This is a genomic window from Paenibacillus sp. FJAT-26967 (genome assembly GCF_001541095.1).
GTDB lineage: Bacteria > Bacillota > Bacilli > Paenibacillales > NBRC-103111 > Paenibacillus_F.
The window spans coordinates 495,829-512,319 of record NZ_LMXH01000002.1 but is presented as its reverse complement, the minus strand read 5'-3'; the positions used below and the strand labels follow the sequence as shown (position 1 = coordinate 512,319).

The following is a 16,491-nucleotide window of genomic DNA, read 5'->3' as shown; positions in this document are numbered from 1 at the left end:
TAGAGAAGTCATTTAGCCCGATCCCGCTGTCAGGTCAATACGCGAAGCTCAGACAACAAATATTCCACGGAATTCATGGCATACAGGGTACGTACAACCCTGCCTCTCTCTATCACCACTATACAGGGGACAGAAGAGATTTGCCACTCTTGGACGAAACCAGGCATATAGTTGGCGTTACATGCCTTAAGCGGTATTGCCGGCTCCATTTGTATGAGGACTTCAAGCATCCTCCGGGCCACTTTGCAAGTACCGCACAGCGGTGTATGAAAGAAAACGGCAAAGGATCTATGCTCCGAAACTGCGCGCTGAATGGTCTGTTCATTCCATTCCTGCATGATGGGCTCTTTCATGCGGCGTGTTTCTCCCTTAGTAAGGAAAGTGTCTTAACCGTATGCTCCAGCAGCCCGGTGAAATCGTCGACATGACTTTCATCCAGCTTACGTCCAAATTCCAGGAGTACGTCATTATTCCAGCAGTGCTCCCTTTGTCCGAATACGTAAGAGACCGTCTGTGTAATTGTCGGCCTGCCGCTCCAAATGCTTGCGAGAGACGCGGCTATTGCCGGGCAGTTGTTCTCCGGATCTTCCATCGTGAAACCGAACCGGATCGTCAAGGTGCAACCCTGCGAGGATGGCTTGCGCTCCAGAATCTCTGCGGCCAGATCTTCCAGTCCGGCGGTCAGAGCAAATTCTGCCCATGGAGAAGCATGGCTGTCTTCCTCGTTCTGGAGTACAAAACGGATGGTATAGTTCCTCGATAGCGTGGACATGTCGATTTGATCCGAACGATTCGTTACCAGAATGTCACCGGACAGATCAAGATCATACACGGCCCCTTCCAGGACAACCTTAAGATTCTCATAAATAGTCGGGTCAAACATAGATGGTTCGTCTCCTCTTCTCCAGCTGCAGCCAATCCGGTTACGGATACTCAGCTGAGTGATCACCTTAAAGCAGGGTCAGGAAAGGCGCCTGGAAACTTGCATCCAAGCGCCTTTGCCGGCGGTCTTATCCAAAATACTTAAGCGTAATATTCTTCACGAAGCTTGCGTACATCTTCGCTCTCCAGATATTCGTCGTACGGCATCATCCGGTCAATCAGACCTTTAGGGGTAATCTCAATGATGCGGTTAGCGACAGTCTGAATGAACTGATGGTCATGGGAGACGAACAGCATCGTACCGTCAAAGTCGATCAAACCGTTATTGAGAGCCGTAATGGATTCCAGATCCAAATGGTTCGTCGGCTCATCCAGGATTAGAACGTTGGCGCTGGCAAGCATCATTTTGGACAGCATGCAGCGTACTTTCTCTCCTCCGGACAGGACACTCGCTTTCTTCAGCGCTTCTTCGCCTGAGAACAGCATGCGTCCCAAGAAACCGCGGATGAAGGACTCATCCTGATCTTTGGAATACTGGCGGAGCCAGTCAACCAAATTCATGTCCACACCGTCAAAGTACTCCGCGTTATCTTTGGGGAAATAAGCCTGGGTAGTCGTAACGCCCCAAGTGTACTCGCCTTGATCCGCTTCTTTCTCACCCATCAGAATCTGGAACAAGGTTGTTTTAGCCAGTCCGTCCGGACCGACAAAAGCAATTTTATCGCCTTTATTCACTGTGAAAGTAACATTGTTCAGGATACTTTCACCCTCTACGGACTTGCTGATCCCGTCGATTGCAAGAAGCTGCTTGCCTGCTTCACGCTCCGGTTTGAAGTTGATAAAAGGATATTTACGATTAGATGGTTTGATATCATCCAGTGTGAGCTTCTCGAGCTGTTTCTTACGGGAAGTCGCCTGCTTGGATTTGGAAGCATTCGCGCTGAATCTCGCGATAAAGGTTTCCAGTTCCTTACGCTTCTCTTCCGTCTTCTTATTCGCATCTCTGGCAAGTTTCAAAGCCAGTTGACTGGACTCGTACCAGAAATCATAGTTACCTACGTACATTTGAATTTTACTGAAATCAATATCCGCAATGTGTGTACATACCTGGTTCAGGAAGTGACGGTCATGGGATACAACGATAACGGTGCCTTCAAATCTGCCCAGGAAGTTCTCGAGCCATTGAATGGATTCGAGATTCAAATGGTTGGTAGGCTCATCGAGCAGGAGGATGTTCGGATTGCCGAACAAAGCTTGCGCAAGGAGTACACGTACCTTCTGGTTGCCGTCCAAATCCTTCATCTTCTGGTCATGGAGCTCTTTCTGAATACCGAGTCCGATCAGGAGCTCCGCCGCATCAGCCTCAGCCTGCCAGCCGTCCAGATCCGCAAAGTCACCTTCAAGTTCGCCGGCACGTATGCCGTCTTCTTCGGAAAAGTCGGATTTAGCGTAGAGAGCATCCTTCTCTTCCATGATTTTGAATAGACGGGCGTGGCCCATAATCACCGTCTTCAGAACTTCGAATTCATCGAATTCGTAATGGTTCTGCTTGAGCACGGCCATACGTTCTCCGGGAGCGATGCTTACTTCACCCTTGTTAGCTTCAATTTCGCCGGATAAAATTTTAAGAAATGTCGATTTACCTGCACCGTTAGCCCCGATTAGGCCATAGCAGTTGCCAGGTGTGAATTTAATATTAACGTCTTCGAAAAGAGCGCGTTTGCCATATCGAAGCGTAACGTCCGTAACAGTGATCATAAGTGCGGGATACCTGCCTTTTTGTATAGTACGGCTTATTCTAAGCCCATTCCCTTTAGTATAGCATAAATAGAGTGCTCACGCTCGCAAATAGCTGTGTGCTACTTATTACGCGCAATTTCTTCTACCAGTTCGGACAATTCCGTCCATCTTTCCATCGCTTGCTCCAATTCTTCATTGGCCGCGATTTCTTCCGCGTACAAATCCTGAACCCGGCCGTAATCACTGCCGGCTCTTCCGATGTCTAGCTTGATCCGCTCCATTTTCTCTTCTAACGCTGCGATGCGGTCTTCTATCGTATCCCATTCCTTCTGTTCGTTAAAAGAAAGCTTCTTCTTCCTCGCTCGCCCCTGATCCTCGGTGCCTTCCCCGGACCCTGCGGATGCTTTGCGCGAATCTGAAGCGGGCTGCCCTTTGTGCGGATTAGTGCCGCTCGAAAGAACACTGCTCTCGCCTGTTTTCGTGTCAGCCTCATCACGATTGGACTGGGATTCCAAATATTCGGAATAGGTGCCGAAGTACTGCTCAATTTGCCCATTGCCCGTAAAAGCAAACAGATGGTCCGAGGTACGGTCCAGGAAATAACGGTCATGAGATACGGTAATCACTGCGCCTGGGAAGTGTTCCAAATAATCTTCCAGAATCGATAGCGTCTGGATATCAAGATCATTGGTAGGCTCATCAAGCAGAAGCACATTCGGCTCCCCCATCAATGTACGCAGCAAGTAAAGCCGGCGTTTCTCTCCGCCGGAGAGTTTGCCGATCAAGGTCCACTGCAGATGCGGAGGAAACAGAAACCGCTCCAGCATTTGCGCCGCAGTGATCGCTTCCCCGTCTTTGGTGCGGATAACTTCCGCCGCTTCACGGACATATTCGATCACCCGCTGTTTCTCGTCCATCTCCACGTTTTCCTGCGTGTAGTAGGCGAGCTTCACGGTCGTCCCCTGCTCGATCTCACCGCCGTCCGGCTGGATTCTGCCGGCCAGCATACCCAGCAGGGTAGTCTTGCCGCTGCCATTGCGTCCAATGATACCGATCCGGTCATCGGGCTGCACGATGTAGCTGAAATCCCGGATAAGCTGCTTATCCGCATAACTCTTGCTTACGTCCTTGAGCTCGATTACTTTCTTGCCGAGCCGGCTCCCTGCAAGCGCCATATCGAGCTTGGCCGCTGGTCCGTCGGTCTTGCGGTCCCGCAGCTGCTCGGCGCGCTCGACGCGAGCCTTCTGCTTCGTCGTCCTGGCTTTGGCTCCGCGGTGCAGCCAGGCCAATTCACGGCGCAGCAAATTCCTGCGCTTGTCTTCACTGGAAGCTTCCCGTTCCATCCGGTCCGCTTTTTTCTCCAGAAAGGTCGTGTAGTTGCCTTCGTAACTGTAAATCTTGCCGCGGTCCAGTTCCAGAATACGGCTCGTCACCCGCTCCAGGAAATAACGGTCATGCGTAACCAGAAGCAGAGCGCCTTTCCATTTGCCGAGGAACTGCTCGAGCCAATCTACCGTTTCATTATCGATATGGTTAGTAGGCTCATCGAGAATGAGCAGATCCGCAGGTTGAATCAGGACGCGTGCCATCGCAACGCGCTTGCGCTGACCGCCGGACAGCTCTCCCACCGGTTTATTGAAATCGGTGATGCCCAGTTTCGTCAGAACCGTCTTGGCTGTTGTCCCCGCTTCCCATGCGTCCAGGTTATCCATTCTTTGCTGTACGCGAATCAGACGTTCCTGCGCCGCCGTATCATCGGGGCTGTTATCAAGTTCGCTTAGTGCCTGCTCATAATCACGCAGCACCTTCATTAAAGGTGTTTCTCCGTAAAAAACTTGCTCCAGTACTGTAGCCTGCTCGTCAAACTCAGGCTGCTGGGGAAGATATTCGACCCGGAAATGATTGGAATGAATGACCGATCCCGAATCCGGTCCTTCAAGACCTGCAAGAATGCGCAGCAGAGAAGATTTCCCCGTACCGTTCACTCCGATCAGACCGATCCGCTGTCTTTCGGATATCGTAAATGAAATATCATCGAAGAGCACTTTCTCCCCGTATGTCTTTACTAAATGTTCCGCATGGATAATACTCATGAGTTCCTCCGTCTTCGATCAGATAAAGCCAGGATAAACCGGATCCGTCCGTCTGTGTGGCCATCACTAGACTGCAGGCGGCGGATGCCGGATTTAATTTATTTGCTTACATATATACGGGCCAATTAACTTGCTGGAGCCTAGACTGGGCTTACCGGATTCTCCGGCAGTACCGATTCACTTGCAGGTGCGGCCGGATGCAGAATATATTGCAGCAGCAGCGCTGCTGTACCTGCAATCGCATCCACATGCGTGCGTTCCATTCCGTGGGAGGCATGAACACCCGGCCCGATCAGAGCGGCGCGGATATTGCTGCCGCCTCTCAGAGCCGCAGAAGCATCCGAACCATAATGCGGATAAATATCTACAGCATGGCGGATGCCCGCGTGTTCCGCTAAACGGATGAGATGGGTCGTCATCGCATAATCGTAAGGACCGCTGGAATCTTTGGCGCAAATGGACACATCCTGCTCCGTGCAGGACAAATCCTCTCCCATGGCTCCCATATCGACCGCTACCAACTCGTCGATATCTCCGGGGATATAAGAAGCCCCGTGACCTACTTCTTCGTAAGTCGTAATGATCAGTTTGATAGTGCAGGCCGGTTCAATGCATTCGTTTTTGAGCAGATCAAGCAGACCGAACAGGGCTGCCACACTTGCTTTATCATCAAGATGGCGTGATTTGATGTATCCATTCTCCTGGATACGGACCCTCGGGTCAAAAGAAACGAAATCCCCCGTACCGATGCCAAGCTTATGTACATCTTCCCGGCTGAATGCGAGTTCATCGAGACGCACTTCCATATTTTCTTCCACTCTTTTGTGATCCCGGGCATCCGAGAAAACATGAACGGAGGGCTTCGTCGTCAGAATGGTCCCCTCATAGCTCAGCCCTTGGCGTGTGTGTACTTGACAATACTCATTCTCTATTGCCGCCATCATATATCCGCCGACCGGAGTCAGGCGCAGGCGACCGTTATCTTTTATGGAGCGTACCATGGCGCCTAGTGTATCCACATGAGCGGACAATCCGATCGTATAGTCACTGCGTTTGCCCGGAATCGTAATGATTCCGCATCCTTTATTGGTCAGCTCCATCGTATAGCCGAGTTTTTCCGTTTCCGCCTTGACCTTGGCCATAATTTGATGTGTATAGCCGCTTGGACTGGGTGTTGTCAAAAGCATGTCCAATACTTCAAGTACATAGCTGCGATTAATCTGATCCATCTGGCTTCACTCCTTTTGGCTAATTCCTGCTATATGAATGACGCTCTTCGTCAACTTATCTTTACAGCAGATACTACACGTTTTCCCCATTCTTTTCAAACGATAGGCTTACCTGATACCCAACATGATTGTACCGTATATCATTGCCTATGATGTGTTATCTTTACTTGTATCCGAAAAAATATCCATGTTCTGGGAACCTGGCACTGCTCTGCTTTGTCAGTTATAAAGAGGTGATCGCATTGGGCAGTGAAGATTTTCAGTATTCAGCCGACATGAATTTCTATACACTAGAGGATTTAATGAATAAGTACGGTCAAGATGTGTGGAATTTCGCTTTCTCTATTTGTAAAAACCGCCAGCTCGCGGATGATATAGCACAGGATGTTTTTTTACAGGTATACCGGCATGTGGCGACATTCAGAGGCGAATCAAGCGTCAAAACCTGGCTCCTAAAAATAACCCGAAACATCAGCTACAACTACCGGAAATCCGCTTTTATCCGAAAGGTCACGCTGGTCGATCTTGTTCATCGTACAGGGCAAAGTCAATCTGCTGAAGATATTTTTCTGGAACAAGAGGCCGTGAGCGAAGTGTGGCTGTGCGTTTTCCAGCTGCCTGTCAAGTTCCGGGAAGTGATCGTACTTGATGCCAAATATCATCTGTCTGTCAGTGAGATTGCCGGAGTCTTAAATATTTCAGAAGGTACTGTAAAATCGCGCTTACATCGCGCCCGCAAAAAAATGACAGGGCTATTGTACGGGGAGGGACAACGAAAATGAAGGAATCTAAACCCGATTGGTACTCATTCTTGCAGGAAGAACCTTTTAGAACCCGCAGGTTCACACGCCGGATGGCGGATGAAATTAAAGCAGCGGCAGCCTCTCCTGACACCAAATCACGCCGGTTGGGCAAATTTTCATGGAAAGGTGCGGGCCTTGGTTTCGCCGGACTGATTCTTGCAGCAGCCTTCTTGACTAATGACTGGAAAACAGCGGTAGATCCTGCCCGGCAACCCGCCGCCTTCGAATCCAAAAGCGCTTCTTTGACCTATTTCCCTTTGGAAGCTATGCCGCTTAAGAAAACCGGTCTGCCGAAAGACATGGAGAAAATCAAATCAATTCCACTCGGGCAAAATTTAGGAAAAGCCGGTTCTCCTGTTGTAACTTTGTATGCGGATAGGAAGAACAAAGAACTGCTGCACGCATACTTATCGGATGGCAAGTCCGATTATCAGATAGGTTTGGTCAGCAACCAGGGCCTTACCGCGCTTGAAGTTAAAACTTCCCATTGGACCGGAGAAGATATTGCGGAAATCCAGATAGACAGTCCTATCGGACCTGGCATGGTTATTCAAATTGTAAGATATAACCCGTTAAACTCGGCATGGGAACTCCAGAACTTCGAACAACACCAAGGTGAAGAAATAGATTTGGACGGAGATGGCAAGAAAGAGCTGGTCGAAAATCATGTTGACTGGGTGCCCCCGGCTATTCATCTAAACCGATGGAACGCGGACACGAAGCAGTTCGAACGAGCTGCGGTCGATAACGATGCGGCTGAAATGATGGGGCTTAATCGAGATAATACGGTTACGCACTCCTATCTGTTCCAGGAAAAAGATAAATGGCTGATCGAATTTGGAGCTGGCGATGATTTTCATGTTTTTATGGAATACCACAATGGTAAGCTGCAGACCGTTGACCTTCCGGACAAAAGAAGCAGGCTTGCTGATCTAAGGAACGCACAGAAATAGAATCTGAAGAAAGAATAAAAAATGAAGTCGCGGTGCTGGATTGACAGATCACGAGCTGCTTCTAGCGATATCAAAAAGAACTTGCCGCAGGACTTGCGGCAAGTTCAAGGTTCTCAGCTTTCGAAATCAACACAGGGAGCAACGCCATCTTTATGTTCGCCCATATAGGCGATAACATCCTGATGCACGGGATGTACGTTATATGCCTGAAGATCTTCGAGAGAATTGAATTTTGTGATTAATGCAAGATCATAGGAGCGCTCGGAATGAAGGACATCGGTTCCTACTTCAATGGACAGCAGCTGCGGAATTTTGCCTTCCATGTTCACCAGCTTGTCTTTCGTTCTTTGTACAGACTCGGGACTGCGGTCCTTCATTTTAAAAAACACAATATGCGTAATCATCCTTCATTCTCCTTTTTCCGGTAAATTTAATGATTCAAAATATATAAGAAAGTTCAGTTTAAGAATGGACTTTGTGCGACCATTGCTCAACATCCCAGACTTTAGTAACCCAGCCCTCGTAGAAATCGGGCTCGTGGCAGACAAGAACCACGGTACCCTTGAATTCCTTCAGAGCGCGTTTCAGCTCATCTTTGGCGGATACATCCAAATGGTTCGTAGGCTCATCAAAGAGAATCCAGTTGCTTTCTCTCATCAAAAGTTTGCAAAGACGGACTTTGGCCTGCTCGCCGCCGCTGAGCGCACTGAGCGGACGGGTAATATGCTCGTTCTTAAGTCCGCAGCGCGCCAAAGCTCCGCGCACTTCATTCTGGGTCATATGCGAGAACTCGTTCCACACATCATCAATCGGTGTAATGCTGGGAGCTTTAACTTCCTGCTGGAAGTAAGAAGGAAACAAATAATCCCCTTTGTACGTCTTCCCGCTAATGGCAGGAATAACCCCCAGCATCGTTTTAAGCAGGGTGGATTTACCGACACCGTTGCAGCCGACAATCGCGATTTTCTGACCCCGTTCGATCGTGATGTTCAGCTTGGGCAGCAGCGCCCGGTCGTAGCCGATTTCAAGATTCTCCGCTTCGAAGACTACGCGTCCGCTTGCACGGGACTCCTTGAATACAAAGGTCGGTTTGCTCGCCGTCTCCGGACGCTCGATCCGGTCTACTCTGTCGAGCTGTTTCTGCCGGCTCTTGGCACGGGTTGATGTGGATGCCCTGGCTTTATTCCGCTGAATAAAATCTTCCTGCTTCTTGATGTACTCCTGCTGTTTCTCATAGGCATCCAGATGCTGAGTCTTAGACAATTCCGCCATCTCAAGGAACTTCTCGTAGTTGGCTGTGTATCGGTTCAGCTTGGTAAATTCCAGATGATAAATAACATTGACGACCCCGTTCATAAATTCCGTGTCATGGGAAATCAGCATGAACGAATACGGATAGTCCTTCAAATAATTGGACAGCCAGTTGATATGCTCGACATCCAAATAGTTAGTCGGCTCATCAAGCAGCAGGACAGTCGGCTGCTCAAGAAGAAGCTTGGCCAGCAGAACCTTCGTCCGCTGCCCGCCGCTAAGAGAAGCTACATCACGGTCAAGACCGATTGCGTTCAGACCCAGGCCATTGGCCATTTCTTCTACTTTGACATCGATCATATAGAATCCGCTGTTTTCCAGCTGGTCCTGTATTTCTCCCATTTGCTCCAGAAGAACTTCCAGTTCTTCCGGAGAAGCCTCTCCCATTTTATCCGTAATCACCATCATTTCTTTCTCCAGCTCAATGAGGGGAAGATAAGCATCCTTCAGGACATCGCGGATCGTCTTGCCGGGAGTCAGCTTCGTGTGCTGGTCCAGATAGCCATACCGGATACGGGGCGTCCACTCGACTTTCCCCTCATCCTTCAGCAGCTTACCGGTCAAAATGTTCATCAATGTCGACTTACCGACACCATTTGCACCTACAATACCTACACGCTCACCGGCCAAAAGCCGGAAAGAAACGTTTTTAAAAAGCAACCGGTCACCAAATGTATGACTCAGGTCTTCAACTGTCAAGAAACTCATAATCTATTCTGTAACTCCTATCTTATCGCAAAATGGCTCTCTCTGGGACAACCCTCTTAGTATACCATTATCCAAAGAACAGGGAACAGAAAAGTTAAGTTCTAAATATAAATTCGGTATGGACAATGCGGATCACATCACCGTCCGACAAACATACAGATTGATAGGAGCTGATCCTGTCACTGTTCAAGAAAGTGCCGTTGCGTGAATTAAGATCCCTAACCGCATACCCCTCTGTCATGCGGATAATCTCTGCGTGAACCCGGGACACGCCGAGCATGTCTTCCACATAATGCACATCTCCTTCTCCGCGGCCGATTATGAACGAAACCGTATCCAGCAGGATGGTCTCTTTGCGGCCCCCTCGCATCACTTCGAGGACCGGCCAGCGTTCTTGCTGCTTCGAAGAGACGGTGGCCGGTTGTCCCAGGAACACAGTCTCGTCGGCGGAATGCGGCGGCGCCGGCGGAACAAGCAGCGTCGTGCGTTCACCTAGAGCCGCATAGTGCTGCTCCAGTGACACCGGCTCATTCGCAGGTGTCACCCCCCGGCTGGCGCTTGCAGCGGAGGCTTCCACTGCTGAACGATTAGCCCTGCCGGGCAGGCCAATCGCCAGCAGTGCAAACGCCGCATCGAGCACCAGCAAAGTCGCGCCGCTGCAAATGTACAGCAGCGGCGGCGCCGGCGCGCTTAAATACGCGTTCCAGATCATCGCGATGATCAGGGACGCGGCGCCCAGCGCGCCGGTTCTTGCGCGGGTCCCGAGCATCGGGCCCGGAGCGTCCGCAGCAGCTAATGCTGCGGCTGACTCATCCGGCGCCGCGTGCGAAGGCGCCGGGTGAGCGGCGCCCGCGTGCGGCGCGGGCGCTTGGGGTGCGGCTGCGGCGGGCCTTGCGGCAGCAGCGCCATGCGCGCCGGGACGGCTGCGGCTCTGCTGCCGGCTGAAAGCCACGGCTGCGCCGCGCTGCTCCCACGCAGGCCCCGCCCCCAGGCGCTCACTGCTGCTTGCAGAGCCGTTCGCTGTCGCTGCATGTTCTCTCCCCCGGGCGGGAACGTGCCGTCTTTCCATACCGCTGCTGCTTCTTGTATCAGCATTAAATACGTCCATGCCTTCGATACCGGCCGATTCTGAGTGCTGCCGCTGCAAGTCCATACGTTTACTTTCTTCTTGCCAACGGGATTGAAAATGACCAGCATCCGGCCCCCCCGATTCTTTGGGCATTCCTTGCATTTCTGCGGGACCCTCTACACGACTCGGGACAAACCTGGGTAAACTCAGCCCTGCTCCCCTTAGAAAATCACCCGAATCTGATCTTCCATTTGTTTCATAGTCATGTATTCTATCAAGATGGTGCTCCGTCCAAGGTGGTGCTGCACCATCAGCTTTCTCCCCCCAATCAACATCATGATCAATACATGCATCTATACTAACACTGCCGTAGTCTTTGCTTTTAGAGTTTGTTATCGCCGAATAGATTGCTTTTTTGAGTGCCTCCGCCGTAAAACCCGGCTCCATACATCTATCGATAAGCGGCTGTAAACGACTCCGCTCATTGACCGCAAGATGCATAAACATATCCTGAATGAGATCGGCCCATGCAGACTCCAGCGGAGCAGCCGGTATTTCTATTAACGGGACGCACAGCATATGAAGATCCGCCCCCAGGCTGCTCGTAAATATAAACCGGCTATCCAATACAAACTGAGCTTCGCTAAGCATGTAGTTCCGGCTGTTGCTGACGCATGCTGCTGCGGCATGCAGATAATGTAAGCATTTGTCCGCGCTGAGTTCCCTGTTCGCTATCACTTCTCTTAACGATAGTTTAGCGTGGAGATTATAAACAAGCTTCACTTTAAAGTCGATTTCTTCACTGTCCAAAGGAAGCACATGAGGAATCGCTTCCTCCGTCAACATTTTGAACTGAAGGGGAGCGAGGTCATGCCGAAGCAACCCTTCTTCTCTGCCGAGTGTCAACCATCGTCCCTGTCCAGATCTGAACTCCGCTTGAAGCCCGAATTGTTCTAGTTTCATCTTCATTCCTCCACCTTGCACAGTATCTGAAGCAGCTTATATGATCGCCTCTCCATACAAATAAGCAGTCAGAACACCTGGCAGAACCGCATACATAAAAGGGAATCTCAGTTGGTCTGCGGTCCGGATATTTTTCCACACCGTTAAATCCTTCATGAACACGAATGCTCCCAGATATCCGAATAAGCCGAATATTCTAGCCTTCGCATCTTTTTTCACAAGCATGATAACAAGTCCAATTCCCCCTGCGAATAAAAGGGAGTAAACCGTACACTCCAGTACAAATACCGTACCGGTTAATGCGCCTATCGCTGCGAATAGCTTCACATCACCCGCACCCAGAGCACCTATCAAATACAAAACTAAGAAAAGCAAAAATCCTGCCGCCAATCCCGATATGGAGTAAACAAAACCCTGCCAGCCTCCGCTGATCGCATGATAAAGTACACCCGCCGCTATCCCGCCGCAAGTTAGAACATTGGGAATAACCGATCTGTGAACATCCGTTACAAAAGCTCCCAGAATAAGCAAAGAAAGAAGGATCTGCTCCACACGTTCTCTCTCCTGTCATGCACCGAGCCATACCCGCTCCAGCGCTCTCTTTTTTAAAGTTAATGTCCGGCTGAAAAATGGAACCGCAAGAGGGAATTCATATTCGACCTCGAATCCGATAAAAACCTGATCCTGGCTATCAAAGCTCGGAAGTGTTACTCCCGTTACATGAAAGCGATCTTTCTTCAAAATTTCCGGATCTGCAAAACTGTAAACAACCGGCTTCATTGCATCCTTGAGTACACTGTCTGCTGCCATATCAACCTGTCCTTCAGCCTTTGAACCGATTTGCCGCACCCAATCTATCAGTCCTGCAACGGGATCAGGGATAAAAGCCTCGACAGATTCAATAAATTCATCCGCTTGAGCCGCGCGGTCTCTAATTGTCTTAATATGATCCAAAAGAGGGACTCCACTCTGTGAAGCCTGCTGATAAAGCGTTTCTGCGGGGTACATATTAGCTGCCAATACTTTCGTAGACTCACCGACTGCGGAGCGCAAGGCCATATCCGCTATCGAAATTTGAATACAAACAATCAGGGCAATTACAAACGATACGAACATCGGCAGGATTAAAGCCGCTTCCAGCACCATTCCCCCTTCTTCGTTCTTCGGCAGGGTCAAGCCCTCCACCCCCTTTAATAAGCTAAGTCCACCTGGCTCCGGAACGTGCACCGGTTACCTGACACTTCGCACGAAGAAACCCCCGTCCCGTTTACAAGCTTCATAAGACCCGGAAGAAACCACAAAGAGACAGAAGAATTCGCTGTGCCTTGAACATAGGTAACGGCTTTATCCAGCGGCTTATCCGTGTTGATTTCGATCAAACTTTGCATACGGGCCATGAGCCGCTTATCATTACTGTGAAGCAGGAGAAAGACCCTGAGATAATCTTTATAGGTAAACGTAAATAACGACGGGGTCAGCTTACTTGTGATAGGCACCGCCTTTCCTTCCGTAAGCTCATTCATATCTTCGAGGGCTTGTACACCCGCTTCTGCAGCGGCCGTTAATAATACCAGGAGCGGAGAGCCGGCATTAAGCATTTCTTTCTTTGGGTCCATTAATTCTTCAACCATATGTACCGCAAACCGGAAAGCAAACATTTCGCCATAAGCAGCCGAAATATTCTTCATGCAGGAGTCAAATCCGTACAGCAAATATTCCACTTCTTGTTTGGGAAGTTTGTGTGCAGCCGGTTCGGATAAGGCGTGAATCGGTTTTAACTGCCCTCCGTTATCTTTCTCTGTTCCGAAGGTTCGGTAATTAAACTGTGAAACCGCATATTCATTAATAAAAACCTCATTACGGATTCCTTCACTGAGCTGTCCGAGCTTACCCAGAAGACTCATTGAATGCTGAATTTCATCGTCTGGCTTTCCCTCAAGCGTAAACGTTGAGCTCGTCCCGGTTGTAGGGTCAACAGCATTCAAACTCATATATTTTGCATACAAACCACCATTACTGCCTCTTTCGAGCTTTTCGTAAGGTGCGACGATCAGCCCCGCTTCCTGATCTTTGCTGCAGCTTCCCATCGCCTGCTTTGCTTTATCCAAGGCAGCCTGTATCTTCCCCCGCTGCTTTTCCTTCTCTTGACGGACACCGGCATTGTGTATACTTCGTTCCGTTTCAATTTGCTGCTGGCGCTGGTATGTTTCCTCCATTTTAGCAAAGTAGGCTTCGTTAGCTGCCCGGGCGGCATCCGCCTGGTTGTTGGAGTAGACATTTATGGTTTCTATCTTATTGCGGAAGCCGCTAAACAGGGCAACTCCTGTGCCTATCCCCGTCTGATACAACCGGAATTCATCCTCACTGATGATTTTTATGCTTTTGAATGCCTCAAAAGCCTTGAGTTCATCCGCTTGACCGGTTGACAGCCTTTTAAGCTCTGTATTTAATTCGTCATTTGCTTTTTTAGCTTCGAGCAACTGCTCCTGTATATCTTTCTGCATGTTTTGCGCCCACTCGTCATCATCTACGACCTCCGCTCTTATAACCGCCACCAGAGCAGCATATTTAAGGATGTTGTCCAGAAGTTCCTTCCACTTAGATAAGTCTGTAGTAAGCTCATTCATCCGCATTTGCATCGAATTAAGGCTTTCCATCATACCCTGTATGGCTCCCGCCGCCTCAGGTCCAGCCATTGAAGCCCCAGCAATCGTACGGTTCAGATCTGTCATAGAAGCGGATAAACTACTTATCTGTACCTCTAGATTTTTGATGCGACCCGCTACATCTTCCGCTGTGTTTAACCCGATCAATTCAGCCAGACGGTTCAGCTCTGTAATCCGTGCCTGATAGGAACTGTACCTTGAGCGAATCTTCTTTATCAGAGCTTCTACTTCCTTCCATGCCTTATCCATGGCCTCTTCTCTTTTGTTCAGTAGTCTCTCGAGTTTCTCCGCTTCTTTCGCATACAACGCTCCATTTGCCATGGTCTTGGCCGCACCAGGCTTCTGAAGCTTATCTGCAATTTCGAGCGCAAATTCTATGGGAGCCTGATATTTCATCGTGTCTAGAACTTGCCCTTCAAAAACCGTATGATTAGCCAAGGTGTATAGGGGAGCAAGTGTATCTCCATTTGGTTCCGGCCGTGTGTCCAGGAGCTTATAGAAAGCCCCTGTACTCGCACCCGACAAGTTCTGCTTAAAAATATGATGAAATAATTCGCTTGATTCATTGGTCTCACCTGTTAAGCCGAACAAGCCATAGGCGGCTAATTCCTGATCGTAGGCCGACAGTACAGAGCGTATCGCTGCCCTTGCAGCCGTCGCTGCCTCTCTTTCGGCAGCTTTCACACGGGCATAATCTATCAAAACCGCCTGAATGAAAAAAATAGGGACAATAATAAGAATGAGGTAAATGGAAACCGTGCCGCTTTCAGCCCTATACAGTTTTCTCCAAAACACATGCCCTCTCTCCTCTGGATACGTCTTGTCAACAACTTCTGTCCACAGCGTTATTCATGAAAAATAACCGCGATCCCGTTCGCCGCAAGTTCTTGAAGAAGAGCTTTAGAAGGCTTGCTTGCCGATTTGTTTTTGAAAAAATGCCAGACAATCCCCTTAACTTCGTTCCCTGTATTTTTTAGTGAAATATCCTTCTTCATCTGCTCGCGCAATCCTTTATCTGTGAACGTGTAATACGCTTGATGCGCCGTTCCGCTTGCATCAAGCGCGTCGACATTTCTTACATCTCCTTCTGCTGTTGTGATGGGCTTCTCCGTACCGCTGACCAACTTCTTTATGTAAGCTCTGGCTTGGGCCTCGCTGCTTAGTACGCCTTGATCGGGAATCTGTACGGCCCCAGGCTCAACAAGCACCTCCTTAGCCCTTGCAGCTGAAATCCGATTCTTAAGAGCAGGCACATACGTCCTGGTTAGATCAACGGTCCGGATCAGCTCAACAGGATCTACAACATGGGACGCACCCTGGCCATCGACTTTTTCACGAATAATTCCGCCAGGCAGAAATGACTGGATTTTGAATGATTCTTCCAGGTCGGCAGATATGATACGTGACCAGATTCGGTTAGTATAATTCATATTACCTTTAACGCCTCCTGGCAGCAGCGATGCAGTTCTGGATAATTTACCGGCAGGTCCGCTTGCCCCGGATCCTCCGGGAACTTCAATGGTGGAGTCAGCGCCTCCATAGCCAAAAATACCAAGAGCAGCATCCTGCGTTAACCGCCAGTAAAGTCCATCATGCCTGCCCGGCACAAAAGCTCCTGTTAGCGGGTCCTTGGAGCTGTTATCCCATACAAAGGCCGCCCGTTCAGAGGAAATCCCCGCCGTCTGATGAATGACAACCTGATTGTATACATAAAGACCGAATACAATCAGGATTAAGGTCGAAATCAGAATAAACGGAAAGATCAGGGATGCTTCTAACGTAAAATTCCCTCGATCTTCTCTTATAAATACATCAAATCTGGCTCTTCTTGAATACGAAGCAATCATGTCGGAGATTTGATTTCAGAATCAGTTCCCGTTTTATCAAAGCTTTCACCAGCTTTGCCAATCAGGTCGTTAAACCATTTGATAATCCATTTCCTGAAAATTACCGCAATCGCAATCAGCACTGCGACGATCAATAAAATTTCCAGCGTGCCAAGACCTTCCTCGTCGTTCCAAAATTTCAATAACCATGGTTTCATACTCACTTTCCTCCATCATTTATAAAATAA

Annotated in this window: 15 protein-coding genes; 2 read left to right on the top strand and 13 right to left on the bottom strand. The window is 49.3% G+C overall.

The features are described 5' to 3' along the window. Positions 1–29: 29 nt before the first annotated feature. From AR333_RS12235 to AR333_RS12215, 5 genes are all read right to left on the bottom strand, one after another. Positions 30–353, bottom strand: a complete 324-nt coding sequence (locus AR333_RS12235; RefSeq protein WP_253735819.1) for a thioredoxin family protein — start codon at positions 351–353, stop codon at positions 30–32. Next, positions 350–883 (bottom strand): hypothetical protein, encoded by a 534-nt coding sequence (locus AR333_RS12230; protein ID WP_068775636.1) that lies wholly within the window; start codon positions 881–883, stop codon positions 350–352. The genes AR333_RS12235 and AR333_RS12230 overlap by 4 nt, the downstream gene beginning before the upstream one ends. Positions 884–1,023: 140 nt before the next feature. Beyond that, positions 1,024–2,640: an ABC-F family ATP-binding cassette domain-containing protein gene (locus tag AR333_RS12225; protein ID WP_068775635.1), complete on the bottom strand. Its 1,617-nt coding sequence runs from the start codon at positions 2,638–2,640 to the stop codon at positions 1,024–1,026. Between the two features lie 101 nt (positions 2,641–2,741). Then, the gene (locus AR333_RS12220; protein ID WP_068775634.1) at positions 2,742–4,715 is read right to left on the bottom strand and encodes an ABC-F family ATP-binding cassette domain-containing protein; all 1,974 of its coding nucleotides are present in this window, start codon (positions 4,713–4,715) and stop codon (positions 2,742–2,744) included. Positions 4,716–4,855: 140 nt separating this feature from the next. Further along, positions 4,856–5,944, bottom strand: coding sequence for a M42 family metallopeptidase (locus AR333_RS12215; protein ID WP_068775633.1), 1,089 nt, complete (start codon positions 5,942–5,944; stop codon positions 4,856–4,858). 167 nt (positions 5,945–6,111) lie between these two features. Here AR333_RS12215 and AR333_RS12210 point away from each other — a divergent pair, with 167 nt between their 5' ends. Both AR333_RS12210 and AR333_RS12205 read left to right on the top strand, forming a co-directional pair. Next, the gene (locus tag AR333_RS12210) at positions 6,112–6,726 is read left to right on the top strand and encodes an RNA polymerase sigma factor (protein WP_253735818.1); all 615 of its coding nucleotides are present in this window, start codon (positions 6,112–6,114) and stop codon (positions 6,724–6,726) included. After that, complete coding sequence (locus AR333_RS12205) at positions 6,723–7,700, top strand: hypothetical protein (protein WP_068775632.1); 978 nt, start codon at positions 6,723–6,725, stop codon at positions 7,698–7,700. Before AR333_RS12210 ends, AR333_RS12205 begins: the two co-directional genes overlap by 4 nt. A gap of 113 nt (positions 7,701–7,813) precedes the next feature. On the opposite strand, the gene AR333_RS12200 is transcribed toward AR333_RS12205, so the two are convergent. The 8 genes from AR333_RS12200 to AR333_RS12165 all read right to left on the bottom strand — a co-directional run bounded on the left by AR333_RS12200 (position 7,814) and on the right by AR333_RS12165 (position 16,461). Next, positions 7,814–8,104, bottom strand: coding sequence for a Dabb family protein (locus AR333_RS12200; protein ID WP_068775631.1), 291 nt, complete (start codon positions 8,102–8,104; stop codon positions 7,814–7,816). Between the two features lie 58 nt (positions 8,105–8,162). Further along, positions 8,163–9,719: an ABC-F family ATP-binding cassette domain-containing protein gene (locus AR333_RS12195; protein WP_068775630.1), complete on the bottom strand. Its 1,557-nt coding sequence runs from the start codon at positions 9,717–9,719 to the stop codon at positions 8,163–8,165. 94 nt (positions 9,720–9,813) lie between these two features. Continuing rightward, complete coding sequence (locus tag AR333_RS12190) at positions 9,814–11,751, bottom strand: DUF6382 domain-containing protein (protein WP_068775629.1); 1,938 nt, start codon at positions 11,749–11,751, stop codon at positions 9,814–9,816. Positions 11,752–11,787: 36 nt separating this feature from the next. Continuing rightward, the gene (locus tag AR333_RS12185) at positions 11,788–12,303 is read right to left on the bottom strand and encodes a prepilin peptidase (RefSeq protein WP_068775628.1); all 516 of its coding nucleotides are present in this window, start codon (positions 12,301–12,303) and stop codon (positions 11,788–11,790) included. A 15-nt stretch (positions 12,304–12,318) separates the two neighbouring features. Further along, a complete protein-coding gene (locus AR333_RS12180; RefSeq protein ID WP_253735817.1) occupies positions 12,319–12,927 on the bottom strand; it encodes a hypothetical protein in 609 nt (202 codons plus the stop codon). A 14-nt stretch (positions 12,928–12,941) separates the two neighbouring features. Then, the gene (locus AR333_RS12175) at positions 12,942–15,212 is read right to left on the bottom strand and encodes a hypothetical protein (RefSeq protein WP_253735816.1); all 2,271 of its coding nucleotides are present in this window, start codon (positions 15,210–15,212) and stop codon (positions 12,942–12,944) included. 50 nt (positions 15,213–15,262) lie between these two features. Next, positions 15,263–16,264 (bottom strand): TadE/TadG family type IV pilus assembly protein, encoded by a 1,002-nt coding sequence (locus AR333_RS12170; RefSeq protein ID WP_068775627.1) that lies wholly within the window; start codon positions 16,262–16,264, stop codon positions 15,263–15,265. Beyond that, the gene (locus AR333_RS12165) at positions 16,261–16,461 is read right to left on the bottom strand and encodes a Flp1 family type IVb pilin (RefSeq protein WP_068775626.1); all 201 of its coding nucleotides are present in this window, start codon (positions 16,459–16,461) and stop codon (positions 16,261–16,263) included. Before AR333_RS12165 ends, AR333_RS12170 begins: the two co-directional genes overlap by 4 nt. Positions 16,462–16,491: the final 30 nt, after the last annotated feature.